The sequence below is a fragment of the Photobacterium sp. WH77 genome (assembly GCF_022014395.1).
In the GTDB taxonomy this organism is placed as follows: Bacteria; Pseudomonadota; Gammaproteobacteria; order Enterobacterales; family Vibrionaceae; genus Photobacterium; species Photobacterium arenosum.
This window is the reverse complement of sequence record NZ_JAKLTE010000007.1, coordinates 19,356-37,432: the sequence shown is the minus strand read 5'-3', so window position 1 is coordinate 37,432 and position 18,077 is coordinate 19,356. Positions and strand designations below refer to the sequence as shown.

At 53.7% G+C, this 18,077-nt stretch carries 17 protein-coding genes; 14 read left to right on the top strand and 3 right to left on the bottom strand.

The genetic code is table 11. The features are described 5' to 3' along the window. Positions 1-25: 25 nt before the first annotated feature. The 5 genes from L6J37_RS09475 to dam all read left to right on the top strand — a co-directional run bounded on the left by L6J37_RS09475 (position 26) and on the right by dam (position 5,755). The gene (locus tag L6J37_RS09475) at positions 26-1,360 is read left to right on the top strand and encodes a type IV pilus secretin PilQ (protein ID WP_237794877.1); all 1,335 of its coding nucleotides are present in this window, start codon (positions 26-28) and stop codon (positions 1,358-1,360) included. Between the two features lie 207 nt (positions 1,361-1,567). Further along, a complete protein-coding gene (aroK, locus tag L6J37_RS09470) occupies positions 1,568-2,086 on the top strand; it encodes a shikimate kinase AroK (protein ID WP_027250635.1) in 519 nt (172 codons plus the stop codon). A 20-nt stretch (positions 2,087-2,106) separates the two neighbouring features. After that, positions 2,107-3,180 (top strand): 3-dehydroquinate synthase, encoded by a 1,074-nt coding sequence (gene aroB / locus L6J37_RS09465; protein ID WP_218384420.1) that lies wholly within the window; start codon positions 2,107-2,109, stop codon positions 3,178-3,180. A gap of 14 nt (positions 3,181-3,194) precedes the next feature. After that, complete coding sequence (locus L6J37_RS09460; protein ID WP_237794876.1) at positions 3,195-4,793, top strand: AAA family ATPase; 1,599 nt, start codon at positions 3,195-3,197, stop codon at positions 4,791-4,793. A 134-nt stretch (positions 4,794-4,927) separates the two neighbouring features. Further along, entirely contained in the window at positions 4,928-5,755 is an 828-nt protein-coding gene (dam, locus tag L6J37_RS09455; protein ID WP_192015935.1) for an adenine-specific DNA-methyltransferase, read from the top strand. Here dam and L6J37_RS09450 read toward each other — a convergent pair. Beyond that, a complete protein-coding gene (locus L6J37_RS09450) occupies positions 5,733-5,930 on the bottom strand; it encodes a DUF2970 domain-containing protein (RefSeq protein ID WP_237794874.1) in 198 nt (65 codons plus the stop codon). The genes dam and L6J37_RS09450 overlap by 23 nt on opposite strands. 172 nt (positions 5,931-6,102) lie before the next feature. Here L6J37_RS09450 and rpe point away from each other — a divergent pair, with 172 nt between their 5' ends. The 9 genes from rpe to L6J37_RS09405 all read left to right on the top strand — a co-directional run bounded on the left by rpe (position 6,103) and on the right by L6J37_RS09405 (position 16,933). Continuing rightward, on the top strand, positions 6,103-6,777 hold the full coding sequence (gene rpe / locus L6J37_RS09445; RefSeq protein WP_237794872.1) for a ribulose-phosphate 3-epimerase: 675 nt from the start codon (positions 6,103-6,105) through the stop codon (positions 6,775-6,777). Then, complete coding sequence (locus tag L6J37_RS09440) at positions 6,777-7,460, top strand: phosphoglycolate phosphatase (protein WP_192015932.1); 684 nt, start codon at positions 6,777-6,779, stop codon at positions 7,458-7,460. The genes rpe and L6J37_RS09440 overlap by 1 nt, the downstream gene beginning before the upstream one ends. A gap of 104 nt (positions 7,461-7,564) precedes the next feature. Beyond that, entirely contained in the window at positions 7,565-8,569 is a 1,005-nt protein-coding gene (trpS, locus tag L6J37_RS09435) for a tryptophan--tRNA ligase (protein ID WP_237794871.1), read from the top strand. Positions 8,570-8,803: 234 nt separating this feature from the next. Beyond that, positions 8,804-11,152: an ExeM/NucH family extracellular endonuclease gene (locus L6J37_RS09430; protein WP_237794869.1), complete on the top strand. Its 2,349-nt coding sequence runs from the start codon at positions 8,804-8,806 to the stop codon at positions 11,150-11,152. Between the two features lie 105 nt (positions 11,153-11,257). Beyond that, positions 11,258-11,833 (top strand): aminodeoxychorismate/anthranilate synthase component II, encoded by a 576-nt coding sequence (locus tag L6J37_RS09425; protein ID WP_192015929.1) that lies wholly within the window; start codon positions 11,258-11,260, stop codon positions 11,831-11,833. A 421-nt stretch (positions 11,834-12,254) separates the two neighbouring features. Then, positions 12,255-13,472 carry an aspartate aminotransferase family protein gene (locus L6J37_RS09420; protein WP_192015928.1) on the top strand — a complete coding sequence of 406 codons (1,218 nt, stop codon included), beginning with the start codon at positions 12,255-12,257 and terminating at the stop codon, positions 13,470-13,472. 136 nt (positions 13,473-13,608) lie between these two features. Continuing rightward, complete coding sequence (gene astA / locus L6J37_RS09415; protein ID WP_027250646.1) at positions 13,609-14,625, top strand: arginine N-succinyltransferase; 1,017 nt, start codon at positions 13,609-13,611, stop codon at positions 14,623-14,625. Between the two features lie 17 nt (positions 14,626-14,642). After that, positions 14,643-16,100 (top strand): succinylglutamate-semialdehyde dehydrogenase, encoded by a 1,458-nt coding sequence (gene astD, locus L6J37_RS09410; RefSeq protein ID WP_237794868.1) that lies wholly within the window; start codon positions 14,643-14,645, stop codon positions 16,098-16,100. A 38-nt stretch (positions 16,101-16,138) separates the two neighbouring features. Beyond that, on the top strand, positions 16,139-16,933 hold the full coding sequence (locus L6J37_RS09405) for a DUF1338 domain-containing protein (protein WP_237794867.1): 795 nt from the start codon (positions 16,139-16,141) through the stop codon (positions 16,931-16,933). A 70-nt stretch (positions 16,934-17,003) separates the two neighbouring features. Here L6J37_RS09405 and L6J37_RS09400 read toward each other — a convergent pair whose 3' ends face one another. Further along, positions 17,004-17,213 (bottom strand): hypothetical protein, encoded by a 210-nt coding sequence (locus L6J37_RS09400; RefSeq protein WP_237794866.1) that lies wholly within the window; start codon positions 17,211-17,213, stop codon positions 17,004-17,006. Positions 17,214-17,394: 181 nt separating this feature from the next. Continuing rightward, a complete protein-coding gene (gene crp / locus L6J37_RS09395; RefSeq protein ID WP_027250650.1) occupies positions 17,395-18,027 on the bottom strand; it encodes a cAMP-activated global transcriptional regulator CRP in 633 nt (210 codons plus the stop codon). Positions 18,028-18,077 lie beyond the last annotated feature (50 nt).

Below are 18,077 nucleotides of genomic sequence, written 5' to 3'. Positions count from 1 at the left end.
GCAGAATTATTCAGGAAAGAAAAACATGCATACTTTTTGTGCACTGTTCATGCTGACATACTGCATGATCTCTGTGCTTGGCACTGCCTCGGCAATGGCAGGGTCTGAGGGACTATCTTCTGCGAATGGGAAGCGATTGTCGCTTAATTTTCAGGATGTCCCAGTACGCCAGTTATTACAGGTGATGGCTGAACACCAGCAGCATAACTTGGTGGTTTCCGATGAAGTGCAGGGCAATATTACCCTGAATCTCAAAGATGTGCTCTGGTCTCAGGCGCTGGATATTGTGTTGCAGATGAAAGGACTGGCCTATCAGCGGCACGGCAATATCATGGTGGTGGCGCCAAGAGCGGCAATGGCTGCTCAGGAGCCGCAGGCTATCCGTCAACCCTTGCAGGGCGGGGAACTTAAAACCGAAGTGGTTCTTATCCGTTACGCTAAAGCCACGGATTTAGCGGACATGCTGGCAGGTAAACCCGGCCAATCGGGGTTGCTGACCGAGTATGGTGCTTTGCATGTGGATGACAGAACGAACGCTCTGGTTGTCAAGGAAGTGGCTGACAGCATAGAGACCCTGCTTGCTATCATTGACGCCTTGGATAAACCGGTCAAGCAGGTGCAGATAGAAGCGCGCATTGTCAGTATGAATGAGAAGGATATCACGGATCTTGGCGTACGTTGGGGGATGTTAGATACCAGTGGCAGCGTGACGCTCGGGGGTTCCATTGAAGGAAACCTGGCGGCGCTGGGGGCTGATAACCTTAAACCGGATGTCAGTGATTATCTCAATGTGAACCTTGGCGCTCAGGCTGGCGCTGCCAGAATGGCCTTTCAGGTGGCCAGGTGGGGGGATCAACTGCTGGATCTGGAATTGTCGGCCCTGCAGGCTGAGGAGAAAGCAGAAATCATTTCCAGCCCCCGACTGGTCACAACGAACAAAAAAATGGCCTATATTGAGCAGGGGACAGAGATTCCCTATCTCGAAGCCTCGTCAAGTGGCGCGGTGTCTGTTTCCTTCAAGAAAGCGGTGCTGAGCCTGATGGTGACGCCGCAGATCACCCCGGATGACAAGCTGGTGCTGGATCTTGAAGTCACACAGAATAAGCCCGGCGAGACGGTGATGACAGGCACAGGAGAAGCGGTGGCGATTGATACCCAGCGGATTGGCACCCAGGTGCTGGTGGACAATGGCGAGACCATAGTCCTGGGCGGCATTTTCCAGCACCAGTTCAGTCAGGCCGTGCGTAAAGTTCCCTTGCTGGGGGACATCCCCTTAGTGGGCAGTCTGTTCAGGCAAGAGCTTGAACGTGATACCAGACGTGAATTATTAATTTTCGTGACCCCGAAAATCCTCCGATAGTGAGGCCAGGCGCAGGCGCAGGGGGTGTTTATTTTGCTGAGATTAGACGCTTGACTGAGACTGGCTATTGCCAAACAGCAGTGAGTCCTGAGATAATTTTCGGTCTTATCACGAATGAAATGTGAGGAAGTTGGCGCCTCAGGCTTGTAAATCAATAGCCTGTGGGCGGTTTTGTCTATTTTTTAATCGCGCGTATATTTGCTAAACATGGCTGAAAAACGAAATATTTTCTTGGTAGGACCAATGGGGGCCGGTAAGAGCACCATTGGCAGACACCTTGCACAGCAGTTACATATGGAGTTTCTTGACTCAGATACTGTGATCGAAGAGCGTACCGGCGCCGACATCAGCTGGGTCTTCGACGTAGAAGGCGAGGAAGGCTTCCGTGCCCGTGAAGAAGCGGTCATCGACGATCTTACCCAGGAGCAAGGCATAGTCCTGGCGACCGGGGGAGGCTCGGTGAAAAGCAAAGAGAGCCGAAACCGTCTGTCAGCTCGTGGTATCGTGGTGTATCTGGAAACCACCATTGAGAAACAGCTGGCACGTACTCAGCGTGACAAGAAGCGCCCTCTGCTGCAAACCGACAAACCTCGTGAAGTGCTTGAAGCGCTTGCAGAAGAGCGTAATCCATTGTATGAAGAAGTAGCGGATTACACAGTACGTACCGACGACCAGAGTGCTAAGGTCGTTGCTAATCAAATTATCAAAATGCTGGAAGAGCGTTAACGACGGAGAAACAACGAGTCATGGAGCGGATTACAGTCAGTCTGGGTGAGAGAAGTTACGATATTTCAATTGGCACCGGATTACTGTCTGATCCGGACTATTTCACCTCTGTGACTGGTCGACGGGTTGTTATCGTCAGTAATGACACTGTCGCCCCTCTTTATGCCGACACACTGCAGGCCACGCTCAGTCCACTGGCAAAGGACGTGGCCCTGCTCAACCTCCCTGACGGCGAGCAGTACAAAACCCTCGATACTTTTAATCAAATCATGACATTTCTGCTGGAAGGCAGTTACGGCCGCGACGTGGTGCTGGTAGCACTGGGCGGTGGCGTGATTGGCGATGTCGTGGGCTTTGCCGCTGCCTGTTTCCAGCGTGGGGTGGATTTTATTCAGGTTCCGACCACCCTGCTGGCGCAGGTGGACTCATCGGTCGGCGGTAAAACGGCCGTCAATCACCCTTTGGGTAAAAACATGGTCGGGGCATTTTATCAGCCTCAGGCGGTGATCATTGACACTGACTGTCTGAAAAGCCTGCCTGCCCGCGAGTTTGCTGCCGGTATGGCGGAAGTGATCAAATACGGCATTATCGTTGATCAGGATTTCTTCCAATGGCTGGAACAACATCTGGATCAATTGCGTGCGCTGGATGCCAAAGCATTGAGTCAGGCGATTGCCCGATGCTGCCAGATCAAAGCGGATGTGGTTGCTGCTGACGAGAAAGAGTCAGGTGTGCGCGCGCTGCTGAATCTAGGTCACACTTTTGGTCATGCGATTGAAGCTGAGATGGGGTATGGTAATTGGCTTCACGGTGAAGCTGTTGCTGCCGGTACGGTACAAGCAGCACAAACGGCTTGTCTGTTAGGTTTGATGACATCAGCAGAAGCGGAAAAAATCCGTTCATTGCTGGTGCAAGCTGACCTGCCGGTCGTTGCACCGGAAACTATGAACTTTGACCATTATATCAAGCACATGATGCGGGATAAGAAAGTGTTGTCAGGTAAGCTCAGGCTGGTATTACCGACTGGAATTGGTCGTGCTGAGGTCGTTTCTGATGTACCGAATGATATCCTGCGTCAGGTGATAGAACCCTGATGTTGTAATAATACATGACGATAGCCGCTTCTCTGACGTCTCTGGATCTGGACAGCCAGATCCAACTGCTTTCCCGGGTACAGTTTCTGACCCGATTCAGCTCCCATTTGATCCAAATCAGCGGCGAACCCGGGGCCGGTAAATCCTGGCTGGCGCAGCGGTATCTTGAGCAATGGGCCGACTCAGACGGTATTAACAATACCCGACAGGCCTTGCTGATGTGTCACCCGGCACAGAATGACAACCAGCACAGAACCATATTGCTTAACCAACTGATCCCGGGCGCAGTGTTTAACGAGAGTGATCCCCTGCACCAGAGTGTTGAGCGTCTGCTGGCTGGAAAACCGGTCGAGCTGCTGCTTGTGATCGATGATGCCCATATGCTCAGTCCGGCACTGATTGGCGAGCTGTGGGCTCTGGTGGTGAAAGCACAAGATTCAGCAGACTGGCAGGTGAATGTACTACTCTTTAGTCAGACTGGTCGGTTAACCAAAGCCTTGCATCAGGTCTCTCATGGTCAGGGACAGACGCCACTGGAGCTGGAAATTCCCTTACTGTCTGAACAGGAAGTACAGGCGTTTCTGGAATTGGTTCTGGCCACCCATTCACTCGATGCCAACCAACGTCGGGCCCTCAAAGCGCAGGCGGAGGATGTGGCGCCGACACCCGGCGCGTTGTCGGCACTCAATCACACGGAGGTGGTGAATATGGCCAATACAAGCTCCAGAGCTTTTTCCCCGGCCGCACTCTTGCTGTTGTTGCTGGTTATTGCGGCGGCCGGCCTGGTGTTCTGGTACTTCCCCGATCAGACGGCATCATCTCAATCCGATACGGAATCACTCAGCCCGGATATGACGGCAGCAGATGAAGTGCTGGCGCAATCGGCTGATGGCCTGGCTGTGTTGCCGGATGAGCATGATGAGCTGCCACTTGCAACGGGCAGCGGAGCCGCTGGCCTCACAGACAGTAGCGATAGCCAGATAGCAGAAGCGGGGTCGTCCGCACCTGCTGAGGCAAATGCGGAGATCTTACCTGAGCCGGTCAAGATTGAAGGATTGACCGTTGGCCGCAGCAATACCGCAGGCCAGCGCGTGGTGGTGCCATCGGATGTGGTGGATGCCATGCTCACCGAGCAGGAAACCGGTGGCTCAGGCGAGCTGGCAGTGGCAGCCCAGGGCGCTCTCAATCAGGCGGCTAATACTCCCGCGGCTGAGGGGGGAGAAACCGGCATTCCCGCCGCCGCTTCGACGCCAGAGCCAACGGCAGACGCGGCTCCAACAGCACCGCAGCTGACCGGCCTGCAGGCAGCAATGGCAGAAGATAAAGATACCCTCAAGTCGGTCAATAGCCGTCATTATGCGCTGCAGCTGGCCGCTATGCATTCGCTGGACGCCACCCGCAGTTTCCTCAATGAATACGGGATTGAAGATACCGCCCAGGTGTATCAGACCCAGCGGCAGGGTGTGCGCTGGTATATTGTGGTCACCGGTGATTACAGCAGCGTAGCTGCCGCCCGCCGGGCACAGGCGCAGTTACCGGCGAAAGTGCAATCGGTGCAGCCTTGGGTGAAATCTTATACGCAGATTCACCGTGAAATCGACCGGGTTCAGTAACCGCATGGCGCCCGGTCGGCAGTAATTCAGTTGTTAGGGGGATAATTGTCCCCAAGCAGTATGGGTCAGGTGAGAAATAGGTTACAATCCGCCACCTTTGAAAAGACAGTCGTTATGGGTGGTAGGTTAACCAAATGAAAAAGCAGCGTGCCTTTCTGAAATGGGCCGGAGGCAAGTTTTCTCTGGTCGAGGACATCAGACGACATCTGCCACCTGCACGAAAACTGGTTGAACCTTTTGTCGGTGCGGGCTCTGTGTTTCTTAACACGGACTACGACGACTATCTGCTGGCTGATATCAATCCGGATTTAATCAATCTGTACAATGTGATTAAGCATGAACCCGAGCGTTATATCGAAGACGCTCGGCAGTATTTCACCCCGGAATACAACCAGAAAGGTGCCTATCTGGCTATCCGCGAAGCGTTTAACCAGACTCAGGATACCTACCTGCGTTCCCTGTATTTTCTCTATATGAACCGCCATGGCTTTAATGGCTTGTGCCGTTACAACAAGAAAGGCGGCTTTAATGTACCGTTTGGTTCGTATAAAAAGCCTTACTTCCCGGAAGCAGAAATGTACCACTTTGCGGAAAAGGCCAAAAAAGCGACCTTTATCTGTGAAGGCTACCACCAGACCTTTTCCCGCGCCCGCAAAGGCAGTGTGATTTATTGCGATCCGCCTTATGCGCCGCTGTCAACAACGGCCAATTTTACCTCTTATGCCGGTAATGGTTTCAGTCTGGACGATCAGGCGGCACTGGCCGATGTGGCAGAAAAAGCCGCCACAGAGCGTGATATTCCGGTACTGATTTCCAATCACGACACTACGCTGACCCGCCGCCTGTATCACGGCGCGGCGTTGTCAGTGGTGCGGGTAAAACGCACGATCAGCCGAAACGGCGGTGGCCGCAATAAAGTGGACGAGCTGCTGGCGCTGTTCAGCCCGCCACAAAACGACTGATGATCACCAGCATTCCCACAAACAGAAAGATAGCGACCAGTCCTGCCAGAATGAAGGGCAGGGCACTGGGCTGGCTGAAATCCTGTTGCCGGCTGTGATCGGACTGAACCCCCAGCAGAGCAGCGCCCACGCTGCGCCACAGGTTGTTTTTCTTTGATGCGAGTTTGTGCTTCATGAGTAACTCCTGTCGTCTGCGCTTCCTTACGCTTTAGCTTAGCCTGTAAACACAGAGAGGGCTGCGGAACAAATCGGTAAGACATCGGGGTGGATATCGGGTAGAATTTTGCCCATTTCCTGCCCCGTATAGCTATACGGCGCGGGAACCCACTCAAGTACAGAGGCTGAACATGACGGATTTTCTGATCGCTCCCTCCATTTTGTCTGCCGATTTTGCCCGTTTGGGTGAAGACGTTGAAAAAGTGCTGGCCGCCGGTGCCGATGTTATCCACTTTGATGTTATGGATAACCACTACGTCCCTAACCTCACCTTTGGTGCCCCCATCTGTAAAGCGCTGCGTGATTATGGCATTACTGCGCCGATTGATGTGCATTTGATGGTCAAGCCGGTGGATCGCATTATTCCGGATTTTGCCAAGGCCGGCGCGACCATGATCACCATTCATGCCGAGGCGACCGAGCACCTGGACAGAAGCCTGCAACTGATCAAAGACCACGGCTGTCAGGCCGGTGTGGTATTCAATCCGGGCACGCCGCTGCATTATCTCGACCACGTGATGGACAAGCTGGACATGATTTTGCTGATGTCGGTCAATCCGGGTTTTGGCGGGCAGTCTTTCATTCCGCATACCCTGGAAAAGCTGCGTATGGTGCGCGAGCAGATTGAGGCCTCTGGCCGTGAAATCCGGCTTGAAATTGACGGTGGGGTGAAAGTGGAGAATATCCGCGAAATCGCTCAGGCTGGTGCTGACATGTTTGTGGCCGGGTCGGCGATTTTTGGTCAGCCGGATTACAAAACCGTGATTGACGAGATGCGGGCAGAACTGGCCAAGGTGAAGCGTTAATGAAAATTGAAGGCATTACCTTTATCGCGTTTGATCTGGACGGCACCTTGCTCGACAGTGTGCCGGACCTTGCCGACGCTGCTGATAAAACCATGCAAGCGCTGGGCTTACCCGGCGTGACCGAAGCGCAGACCCAGACCTGGATAGGCAATGGTGCTGAGACTCTGATTGGCCGCGCCCTGAGTCAGAGCATTGAACTGGACCCGGCGCTGGATCCCGAGCTGCATCAAAGAGCACTGGTGATGTTTAACCGTTTTTATCGCGAAGGCGGTCACAAGAAGACAGTGCTCTACCCGGGGGTGACAGAAACGCTGGAAACCCTGCATCAGGCAGGGATCCCTATGGCGATTGTCACCAACAAACCCTCACAGTTTGTGCCGCATATTCTTGAAGAGTACGGGATCAGCCAGTATTTTACCGATGTGATCGGCGGCGATACCTTCCCGAAGAAAAAGCCGGACCCTTACGCGCTGCACTGGCTGATGGAAAAACATTGCCTGAGTTGCAGCGAGATGTTGATGGTCGGCGACTCCCGTAATGATGTTCTGGCGGCTCAGGCGGCCTCATGCTATGTTGTCGGCCTGACTTATGGCTACAACTATGGCCTGCCGATCAGTGACAGTCACCCGGATCGGGTGCTGGATCAGTTCAGCCAGTTGCTGGATGTAGTGGCTATCGCCTAATTGCAGCGTTGACTCGATCGGCGTCAGGTTTAGCCGGTCACTTATTGTTTTCAGGCGGCATAGGTGCCGCCGGATATGTTTAGGACAAACAGGAATATCCCATCATGAGTAAACCCATTGTATTTAGTGGCGTACAGCCTTCCGGTGAGTTAAGTATTGGTAACTACATGGGTGCGCTGCGTCAGTGGGAACAAATGCAGGATGAGTACAACTGCCACTACTGTGTGGTGGACCTGCATGCCATCACAGTCCGCCAGGACCCGGCAGCGCTGCGTGAAGCCACGCTGGATGCGCTGGCGTTGTGTCTGGCGGTGGGCGTCAGCCCGGAAAAGAGCACCTTGTTCGTTCAGTCGCATGCCCGTGAGCATGCTCAGCTGGCCTGGGTGCTGAACTGCTACACCCAGATGGGTGAGCTGAACCGTATGACGCAGTTTAAAGACAAATCACAGCGCCATTCGGAAAACATCAATGCCGGCCTGTTCTCTTATCCTGTGCTGATGGCGGCAGATATCCTGCTGTACGGCGCGCATCAGGTGCCTGTGGGCAATGATCAGAAGCAGCACCTGGAGCTGGCTCGTGACATCGCGATTCGCTTCAACAATCTGTATGGCGATACTTTTGTGGTGCCTGAGCCTTACATTCCGCCAGTTGGCGCGCGTGTAATGAGCCTGCAGGATCCGCTGAAGAAGATGTCCAAGTCAGACGACAACCGCAACAATGTGATTGGTCTGCTGGAAGACCCGAAAGTGATCACCAAGAAGATCAAGCGTGCGGTAACCGATTCTGAAGAGCCGCCACGTGTGGTGTTTGATATCGAAAATAAACCTGGGGTGTCGAACCTGATGGGTATCATGTCGGGTGTGACAGGCAAGAGCCTGGCCGACATTGAAGCCGAGTACAGCGATAAAATGTACGGCCATCTGAAGAAAGATACCGCCGAAGCGGTGGTGGCGATGCTGGAGCCGCTTCAGGCGCGCTATCACGCATACCGTGAAGATCGCGCTTTCCTGGATCAGGTGATGAAAACCGGTGCTGAGAAAGCCTCTGCACGTGCCGCCGAGGTGCTGAAGAAGGTTTACCAGGCCGTGGGTTTTGTTGCCCGCCCTTAATCATAAATCTCATTAAGCGTACAAATGTAAGCAGAAGGCAGCACCTTCTGCTTTTTTTGTGTCCGTTTACCGCCAATTACCTCTGCTGTTTTTTAGAGTAAGATCACTAAAATGGCGTCACATGGTGCATATGTGTAGTGTTTGTTAATGCTGTCACATTTATGAGATGTATAAGTGTTAAATAATGCATTCCTTTTTAGATATAGCTCTCAATAAATGTAAAGGATTGCAGACATGCTACGAACCACACTTTTGCCATTGGCGGCTGCCGTGGGCTTATTGCCTGTGCAGGCAATGGCCGACACCTTTAGCTGTGACACGCAAACCCTGACCCCGATTTATCAGCTTCAGGGAGACGGCCTCAAGAGCCCAGTGATCCCTGACGGCCAGTACACCAGCTCAGAGGCCTATTACGTGCGCGGGGTGGTGACGGCCAAAACGGACAGCCTCTATAAAGGCTTCTTCATGCAGGATCCGCAGGGTGATGACAACCCTGACACTTCTGACGGTATCTTTGTCTACACCGGCACTAAGGTGGCGGCGGATGTGCAGCCGGGAATGACGGTGTGTCTCAAAGCCAGGGTTAAAGAACACTACGACCTGACGCAGTTGCTGGCCGAGCAGGACAAGCTGGTGATCGAAGCGCCGGGCGTTGTACCGGCACCTGTTGCCATTAGCGTCAGAGACGGTGAGCAGCTGGCTGATGCCATGGAGCGCTATGAAGGCATGCGTGTCCGGCTGGTAACAGACAGTCAGCTGAAAGTGACCCGCAATTTTGGTTTCGATTACTCCTCGTACCGTAACAATATGGTGCTGTCACACGCTGCGCCGCTAATGAAACCCACTCAGCTCTATGTGGCCGGCAGCGAGCAAGCCAAAGCACTGGCGGCGGCGAATGACCGCAATCAGCTCTACATTGATACTGATGCCAAGGCGCCGGATGGCGTGATGCCTTATTTTCCGGCACTGGATGCCGAGCAGGGCTATATTCGGGTGGGCGACACAGTCGTGAATCTTGAAGGGGTGATTGGCTACAGCTACGGCGAGTACCGTCTGCTGCCCACTAACACCCTGTCGGCAGCGGATTTTATCCACCATGACGATCGTACCCCGGCCCCGCAGGCGGTGCCGGATACGCAGCTGAAAGCCGCCAGTTTCAATGTGCTTAATTTCTTTACCAGCGACAGTGACATAGGCGGCGCGCTGAATGCGATGTGTAAAGATCAGGCCGATGCCGATGCGGCCAATGGCTGCAACCGTGGTGCCAACACCCTGAGTGATTTCCAGCTGCAGCGCAGCAAGATAGTCAATGCGCTGACTGCCATGAATGCCGATATCGTCGGTATCATGGAAGTGGAAAATAACGGTTTTGGTGATGACAGTGCGCTGGCCAATCTGGTCACCACGCTGAACCAGCAGTTCAGTGATCCGGCGGATCACTACAGCTTCATCACTATTGAGCAGGCTGACATGCACCAGGGCCGGTTTCTGGGCTCGGATGCCATCACAGTGGCGCTGATTTACCGTCCGGGCAAAGTACAGCCGGCGTCAGCGGCGCAGGTCATTCGGATGCCGGAGCAGCACTTGTCCGGTGAGAGTCCTCAGGGCGAGACGAAACAGCTGGATAAGTACCAGCGTGACAGCCTGATGCAGACTTTCGCGGTGCAAGGCGCGGCGGACGCGCAGCCATTGACCGTGGTGGTGAATCACCTGAAATCCAAAGGCTCAGGTTGCTACGAAGATTGGGTCAGGGGTGAATTTGACAGCGATCCGGCTGATTTACAGGGCCACTGTAATGCGTTCCGGGTCTCTGCCGCTATGGTACTGGCTGAGACACTGAAAAATATCGAGGGTGATCTGCTGGTGCTGGGTGATATGAATGCGTACGCCAAGGAAGATCCTATCCGCATTCTGACTGACTATGATCCGGCCAGTGCAGAGCGCAAGATACTGTCGGCTTCCGGCACTTCGGTAGCCGGTAAAGTGCTGCATGAGCACGGTGTGGAAGCAGGCAAAGGGCTGGGCCTGGTGAATCTGGCCGACAAAGGCCACGACGTGCCGGCTTATTCCTACAGCTATGAGGGAGAGCTGGGCAGTTTGGATCACGCACTGGCTAACCTGTCGCTGGCCGGGAAAGTGGCGGGTATTGAAGAGTGGCACATCAATTCGGTCGAAAGTAGTTTGTTTGAGTACTCAGATAAGCACACAGGGGATCTGGTGAAATCGGCCGGGCCCTTTTCTGCCTCAGACCATGATCCTGTGGTGGTCAGCCTGCGCTATGCACAGCCTGATCCGCGCCGGTTTCAGCTGACGTTCAAAAACAAGAGTGCCCATCCCGTTTATCCGGTATTCAATCGCTGGTACTGGGACAGTACACAAACATGGCTGATGCCGGGCAAGCAGCGTCGCTACCGGGAGGACAATGTGTTCTTAAACCATGTCGGCATTGCTGCCGGCGATCAGGTGAGCCTGAGCCTGCTGGCTTACGGGGTGTTCGAAGTGCCTTGCAGCTACGCGCCGCTGCGCTTAACCGGCCGCCTGAAAGCTGTGTATAACGGTGACAGCTGTCAGATGAAGCACTGATCCTGCGCTTTTGGCGCTAAAAAGGCCGGCAGGAGGCAATCCTGCTTGCCTTTCTCCCTCCCTGTTGCAAAATAGGGCGCCGATTTTGCCAGGGCAGGGAGACTTATGCTGTTGATCATTGATAATTACGACTCTTTTACCTACAACCTGTACCAGTATTTCTGTGAGCTGGGTGCTGAGGTGAAGGTGGTCCGTAATGATGAGATAGATCTGGCGGGGATTGCTGCGCTGGCGCCGTCCCATCTGGTGATCTCCCCTGGCCCGTGTACCCCGGATGATGCCGGTATTTCCCTGGCGGCGATTGCTCATTTTGCTGGCAAACTGCCGATCCTGGGAGTCTGCCTGGGACATCAGTCGATGGCGCAGGTCTTTGGCGCCAAAGTCGTGCGCGCCCGGCAGGTTATGCACGGCAAAACCTCCCCGGTGCGACACAATAACCACAGTGTGTTTTGCGGTCTGAATAATCCCCTGACGGTGACCCGTTATCACTCGCTGGTGGTGCAGGCCGATAGCTTACCTGACTGTTTCGAAGTCACGGCATGGACAGAAAAAGACGGCAAGCCGGATGAGATTATGGGCATCAGCCATCGCACTTTGCCGCTGGAAGGTGTTCAGTTCCACCCGGAAAGTATTCTTACTGAGCAGGGTCATCAGCTGCTGGCTAATTTTCTGCGTCGCTGAAACCGGCTTTTACCTCTCTTGTTATCTGCCCCTTTCTTTCTCTTTTTTCGCTGCCAGGCCTTGTCAAATGTGGCTTGGCTAATGAGCCATTAGTCTTTCTAATGGGTGTTTTTAGCGATTTTGGCTGTCTCACAAGCGCGATCTGCATCACTTTTCTTAACATTGACTGAAAAATATTCATCCGGCCTTTGTCGCAAGCTTATGCATTTGGCCAAATCATGAACAGGGGCATTGATTCCTACAGGGAAAAACACCTTTCCTTAAAATCGTCTTAATAAGTTTTCCTTACTCGCGCATAAATATGTATCCATCGCAGTTATATGACGCACTTTCCGCAAAGGAAAAACATTTTCTGCTATTGGAATCGGTTAAAATTATGTAAATACTATGCGCAAAGCGATATACACAGAAGGAAAGTATAATGGCGACGGATCAAAAAGTAGGACGTCAAACCTTTGATGAGGTCATGGTACCTTGTTATGCCCCAATGCAAATCATCCCGGTGAAAGGTAAAGGTGCCCGTGTGTGGGACCAGGATGATCGTGAGTACATCGATTTCGCCGGTGGTATCGCGGTGAGCTGCTTGGGCCATTGCCACCCGGCTATGGTGTCAGCACTGAAAGAGCAGGGTGAGAAAATTTGGCACCTGAGCAACGTCATGACCAATGAGCCGGCACTGCGCCTGGCGAAAAAACTGACGGAAGTCAGCTTTGCCGAGAAAGTCTTCTTTGCCAACTCTGGTGCTGAAGCGAACGAAGCTGCACTGAAACTGGCGCGCCGTTATGCCGCCGACAAATTCGGTCCGGAAAAAGATGAAATCATCGCCTTTAAACAAGGTTTCCACGGCCGTACTTTTTTCACTGTGACCGTAGGTGGCCAGGCGGCATACTCTGACGGTTTCGGTCCTAAGCCTCAGGCGGTCACACACCTGCCTTACAACGATCTGGACGCGCTGGCAGCACACATCTCTGACCGCACCTGTGCTGTCATGATGGAGCCGCTGCAAGGCGAAGGCGGTATCGTCTCTCCGACTCAGGAATTTATCCAGGGTGTGCGTGAGTTGTGTGACAAGCACAACGCGCTGCTGGTTTTCGATGAAGTACAAACAGGTAACGGCCGTACCGGTGAATTCTATGCGTATCAGGGTCTGGGCGTGACGCCTGACATCCTGAGCACAGCGAAATCGCTGGGTGGCGGCTTCCCGATTGGTGCCATGCTGACCACCACTGAGCTGGCACAGCACCTGAAAATCGGTACTCACGGTTCGACTTACGGCGGTAACCCGCTGGCCTGTGCCGTGGCAGAAGCTGTGGTTGACGAAGTCAGCAAGCCGGAAGTACTGGCCGGTGTTAAAGAGCGTGAGCAATGGTTCCGCGACGGGATTGAGAAAATCAATGCTCAGTACCCTATCTTCGCTGAAGTACGCGGTAAAGGCCTGTTGCTGGGCGCTGCACTGAATGCTGAGTGGCAGGGCCGTGCACGTGATGTGCTACTGGCTGCTGGTGAAGAAGGTCTGATGGTGCTGGTAGCCGGTACCAATGTCGTGCGTTTCACGCCTTCTCTGGTGATTGAAAAATCGGATGTCGAAGAAGGTCTGGCCCGTCTGGAACGTGCCATCGCCAAGCTTTACAACCAATAATAAGACAAGGGCAGGCACAATAGCTTGCCCTGCTTGCTGCCCCGGGTGTCGCCCGGGGTAGTTTTTAGAAGAGAAAGAAATTACAGATATTCAGAGTTAGCAACCTGTGTTGCTACCTGCATCAGGAGGGAGTTCGATGCTGGTTATACGTCCAATTACAAAAGCTGATTTACCTGCACTGATGATGTGCGCCGACGAATCAGGTCACGGCTTCACATCATTGCCGGTTAATGAGGAGATCCTCAGCAATCGGATCGCGCATTCAGTGGAAAGCTTTAATAAAGACGTCACTGCACCGGGTCCGGAAGGCTACCTCATGGTGGCGGAAGACACTGAGACAGGCGAAATTGCTGGTACGACCGCCCTGGAAGCGGCAGTCGGACTGGATAACCCATTCTATACTTATCACCTCAGCACCCTGGTCCATAATTCACATCATCTGGATGTGCACAAAGTGCTGAAGGTACTGACGTTCGGTAATGACTACACGGGTGTGAGTGAACTGTGCACCTTATTCCTGCGCCCTCAGTGGCGTCAGGGACTGAACGGAAAGCTGCTGTCCAAGTGCCGTTTCCTTATGCTGGCCGAGCACAGCCACCGTTTTTCTGACACTGTGATTGCCGAAATGCGCGGTGTATCAGATGAGCAGGGAAATTCCCCGTTCTGGGAATGGCTGAAAGAGCACTTTTTCTCGATTGATTTCGTCGAAGCCGATTACCTGACAGGTATCGGCAAGAAAGAATTTATTGCCGATCTGATGCCGAAATTGCCCATTTACGTCAACCTGCTGAGCAAAGAGGCCCAGGCCGTGATTGGACAGGTGCACGACAATACGCGCCCGGCGCTAAAATTGCTGGAAGCGGAAGGTTTCGTCAACCGTGGCTATGTCGATATTTTTGATGCCGGCCCCACGGTGGAGTGCGATCTTCGCCATATTGAGTCGGTCCGTGCATCTCAGCGCTGTACGGTTGAGATCGGCGAACATCACAGCTCGCATAATTACATCATCAGTAATACCCGTTTTGCCGGTTTCCGTGCAACGGTAGGTAAAGCGGCACTGGATGGTGAACGTAATCTGGCCATCATTTCTCCGGAAATGGCCAAGGTGTTAGAAGTGAAAAACGGGGATCAGGTTCGCCTGATTGCTCAATAACTAGGGTGGAATACAAAATGACACAATGGATTGCAGGCAACTGGCAAGCCGGTCAGGGCGAAGCGATGCAGTCGCTGAACCCATTCAGCGGTGAAGTGATCTGGGAAGGTAAGAGTGCCACAACCGAGCAGGTTGAGCAGGCTGTGGCCAGCGCACGTCAGGCACTGGTTACCTGGCGTCATACCCGCCTGGAAGAGCGTCAGGCTATCGTTGAGTGCTTCGCTGCCCTGGTCAAAGACAACAGCGAGCACATTGCCCGCACTATCGCCGAAGAAACCGGCAAACCGCTGTGGGAAACGCGCACTGAAGCCGGTGCCATGGTGGGTAAGATTGCGATTTCTCTGCGTGCTTACAATGAGCGTACCGGTGAGCGTGAAAAAGACGTGGCTGGCACCAAAGCCGTACTGCGTCACCGTCCGCTGGGCGTGATGGCGGTATTCGGTCCGTATAATTTCCCCGGCCACCTGCCAAATGGACATATTGTACCTGCGCTGCTGGCGGGGAACACCGTGGTGTTTAAGCCTTCTGATCTGACGCCAAAAGTGGCGGAAGAAACCATCAGATTATGGGAGCAGGCGGGTCTGCCAGCCGGTGTGCTTAATCTGGTTCAGGGTGCACGTGCAACCGGTGAAGCCCTGGCACAGTCTGCCGGTATTGACGGTCTGCTGTTTACCGGCAGCGCCAATACAGGTCATATCCTGCACCGTCAGTTTGCCGGCCAGCCGGGTAAAATGCTGGCGCTGGAGATGGGCGGCAACAACCCTATGGTTATCTCCAAGGCGTACGGTGATCTGAAGTCTACTGTGTACACCATTATCCAGTCGGCTTTCATCAGTGCCGGACAGCGTTGTACCTGTGCCCGTCGCCTCTATGTCCCTGAAGGGGCAGAAGGTGATGCACTGGTTACGGCGCTGGTCGAAGCGGCCAAAGCCATTAAGGTGGACGGTCCGTTTGCCGAGCCGCAACCTTTCATGGGCCCGCAAATTTCGACTCTGGCTGCCGATAATATCGTGGCAGCCCAGGAGCGTCTGATTGCTATGGGCGGCGAGCCGCTGCTGAAAGCCGATCGCGGCCAGGGCGCCATAGTGACTCCGGGCATCATTGAAGTCAGCAAGATAGCCGAACTGCCGGATGAAGAATACTTCGGGCCGCTGCTGCAGGTGGCGCGTTATCAGGAACTGCCTCAGGCGGTCGAGATGGCGAACAATACCCGTTACGGCTTGTCAGCCGGTCTGGTTTCTACTGACGACAGTGAGTGGGAATACTTTATCGATCATATCCGTGCGGGCGTCGTCAACCGTAACCGCCAGTTGACCGGTGCCAGCGGCGATGCGCCGTTCGGTGGTCCGGGTGCCTCGGGTAATTTGCGTCCGAGTGCTTACTACGCTGCGGATTACTGTGCATACCCAATGGCATCTATGGAAGGTGAGGCAACCGAATTGCCGGCACAGCTGTCTCCAGGGATCCAACTGTAATTCATACTTAACCCGTATTTTCGAAGGGGAACCGCATCATGGAAAGAGTGGAAAAATTGTTTGATGCCCTGTGGCAGGACTTTACTACCCGTCTTTGTCCGTCGGCGGCGCAGGTACACGATCTGCTGACAGAGGAAGAGCCTCTGCAGAATGATCATATTGCGTTGCGTACCTTTAATCTGCCTGGTGTCAGTCTGGATGTTCTGGCTGCACCTTTTATCGCCATTGGCTACAAGCCGTGCGGCACCTACCATTTCGAGCAGAAGAAACTGTACGCGGAGCACTTCGAGCACCCGAATCCGGCTGCCCCGAAAGTGTTTATCAGTGAACTGCTGGTTGGTCAGTGCTCTGCACAACTGCAGAACACGGTGCGTGCGCTGGTAAAGCAGATCCCTGACGGTGCAATGGATGATGCGTCTTTCCTCTATAACGGCCGTTTGTGGGAGCTGGATTTTGCGACCTATGAAATGCTGGCCGCGGAAAGCGAGTATGCCGGCTGGGTGGCCGCTCACGGTTACGGCGCCAATCACTTTACGGTAAGCGTCAATCAGCTGGAGCAGTTCACGGAAGTGGCGGCGGTTAACAGCTTGCTGCGCCACAACGGGTTCAGCATTAATGAAGCCGGCGGCGAAGTGAAAGGCAATCCGGCAGTGATGCTGGAGCAGTCATCCACTATGGCTGACCGTGTTGATGTGTCCTTCACCGACGGTGTTCGCACAATTCCCGGTGGTTTTTATGAGTTCGCCAAGCGCTACCATCAGGCAGACGGGGAACTCTATCCGGGCTTTGTCGAAGCGTCAGCCGACAAAATCTTCGAAAGTACCAATATGTGATTCAGCCTGACTGAAAAACACCTTAAACAGCGGCCTTTGGTCGCTGTTTTTTTAGGTCAGGCTGTTGGTGTCAGTGCTGCTGATCCAAAGGCAGCACCCAGGCATCGTTGTCACGACTCAGGATCCCGGCGTGCAGACCGGCTTCCTGTTCCAGTAACTGACGGGGTGACTGAAACCCTGTCATTTCCACTGATGCTGTGAGGAAGCGGCCCATAGTGACCACAGGGCGGGTTGGCACCTGGCTGTGCTGCGCATTCGGGGCAAAACGTTCGATATCCATATCGCTGCATCCACATAAAACTGATATGCCAAATGTAGCAATAGGAATGAGGAAGGCAACTGAAAAACTGTGAGGTGACTAGAGGAACACGATGCAAAGCCGGGGGAGGGTGTGCAAATGCAAGAAAAGCCGCACTGGCGGCTTTTCTTATACTCACATTGGCTGCATCACAGCTGAGTGATCAGCGAGTGCCGTAAACCACTATGGTTTTGCCGTGGGCAGAAATCAGGTTCTGCTCTTCCAGCATCTTGAGGATGCGGCCAACGGTTTCACGGGAACAGCCTACGATCTGGCCGATTTCCTGACGGGTGATTTTGATCTGCATGCCGTCCGGGTGGGTCATGGCATCAGGTTGTTTGGCCAGATTCAGCAGTGTCTGGGCAATACGACCGGTAACATCCAGGAACGCCAGGTCGCCAACTTTCTGGCTGGTGACTTGCAGACGGCGAGCCATCTGAGCAGACAGTCGCATCAGAATATCCGGGTTGACCTGGATCAGCTGACGGAATTTCTTAAAGGAAATCTCTGCCACTTCACATGGTGTTTTTGCACGAACCCAGGCAGTACGCTCCTGGCCTTCTTCAAACAGGCCAAGCTCACCGATGAAGTCGCCCTGGTTGAGGTAGGACAGAATCATCTCTTTGCCTTCTTCGTCCTTGATAAGAACGGCAACGGAGCCTTTAACGATGTAGTAGAGGGTCTCTGCTTTCTCGCCAGCATGGATCAGTGTACTCTTTGAAGGGTACTTATGAATGTGGCAATGAGAAAGGAACCACTCCAAGGTTGGATCTGTTTGCGGTTTACCTGGAACCATATTACTAACTTCCTCTGCAGTGTGTTGCCCAACAACGTCATTCCTTGAAT

Coding starts and splice junctions, on each gene's coding strand:
- aroB (WP_218384420.1), top strand. CDS start 2,107: ATGGAGCGGATTACAGTCAGTCTGGGTGAGAGAAGTTACGATATTTCA.
- aroK (WP_027250635.1), top strand. CDS start 1,568: ATGGCTGAAAAACGAAATATTTTCTTGGTAGGACCAATGGGGGCCGGT.
- L6J37_RS09450 (WP_237794874.1), bottom strand. CDS start 5,930: ATGAAGCACAAACTCGCATCAAAGAAAAACAACCTGTGGCGCAGCGTG.
- L6J37_RS09440 (WP_192015932.1), top strand. CDS start 6,777: ATGAAAATTGAAGGCATTACCTTTATCGCGTTTGATCTGGACGGCACC.
- L6J37_RS09420 (WP_192015928.1), top strand. CDS start 12,255: ATGGCGACGGATCAAAAAGTAGGACGTCAAACCTTTGATGAGGTCATG.
- crp (WP_027250650.1), bottom strand. CDS start 18,027: ATGGTTCCAGGTAAACCGCAAACAGATCCAACCTTGGAGTGGTTCCTT.
- L6J37_RS09460 (WP_237794876.1), top strand. CDS start 3,195: ATGACGATAGCCGCTTCTCTGACGTCTCTGGATCTGGACAGCCAGATC.
- astA (WP_027250646.1), top strand. CDS start 13,609: ATGCTGGTTATACGTCCAATTACAAAAGCTGATTTACCTGCACTGATG.
- L6J37_RS09425 (WP_192015929.1), top strand. CDS start 11,258: ATGCTGTTGATCATTGATAATTACGACTCTTTTACCTACAACCTGTAC.
- dam (WP_192015935.1), top strand. CDS start 4,928: ATGAAAAAGCAGCGTGCCTTTCTGAAATGGGCCGGAGGCAAGTTTTCT.
- L6J37_RS09475 (WP_237794877.1), top strand. CDS start 26: ATGCATACTTTTTGTGCACTGTTCATGCTGACATACTGCATGATCTCT.
- rpe (WP_237794872.1), top strand. CDS start 6,103: ATGACGGATTTTCTGATCGCTCCCTCCATTTTGTCTGCCGATTTTGCC.
- L6J37_RS09400 (WP_237794866.1), bottom strand. CDS start 17,213: ATGGATATCGAACGTTTTGCCCCGAATGCGCAGCACAGCCAGGTGCCA.
- astD (WP_237794868.1), top strand. CDS start 14,643: ATGACACAATGGATTGCAGGCAACTGGCAAGCCGGTCAGGGCGAAGCG.
- trpS (WP_237794871.1), top strand. CDS start 7,565: ATGAGTAAACCCATTGTATTTAGTGGCGTACAGCCTTCCGGTGAGTTA.
- L6J37_RS09430 (WP_237794869.1), top strand. CDS start 8,804: ATGCTACGAACCACACTTTTGCCATTGGCGGCTGCCGTGGGCTTATTG.
- L6J37_RS09405 (WP_237794867.1), top strand. CDS start 16,139: ATGGAAAGAGTGGAAAAATTGTTTGATGCCCTGTGGCAGGACTTTACT.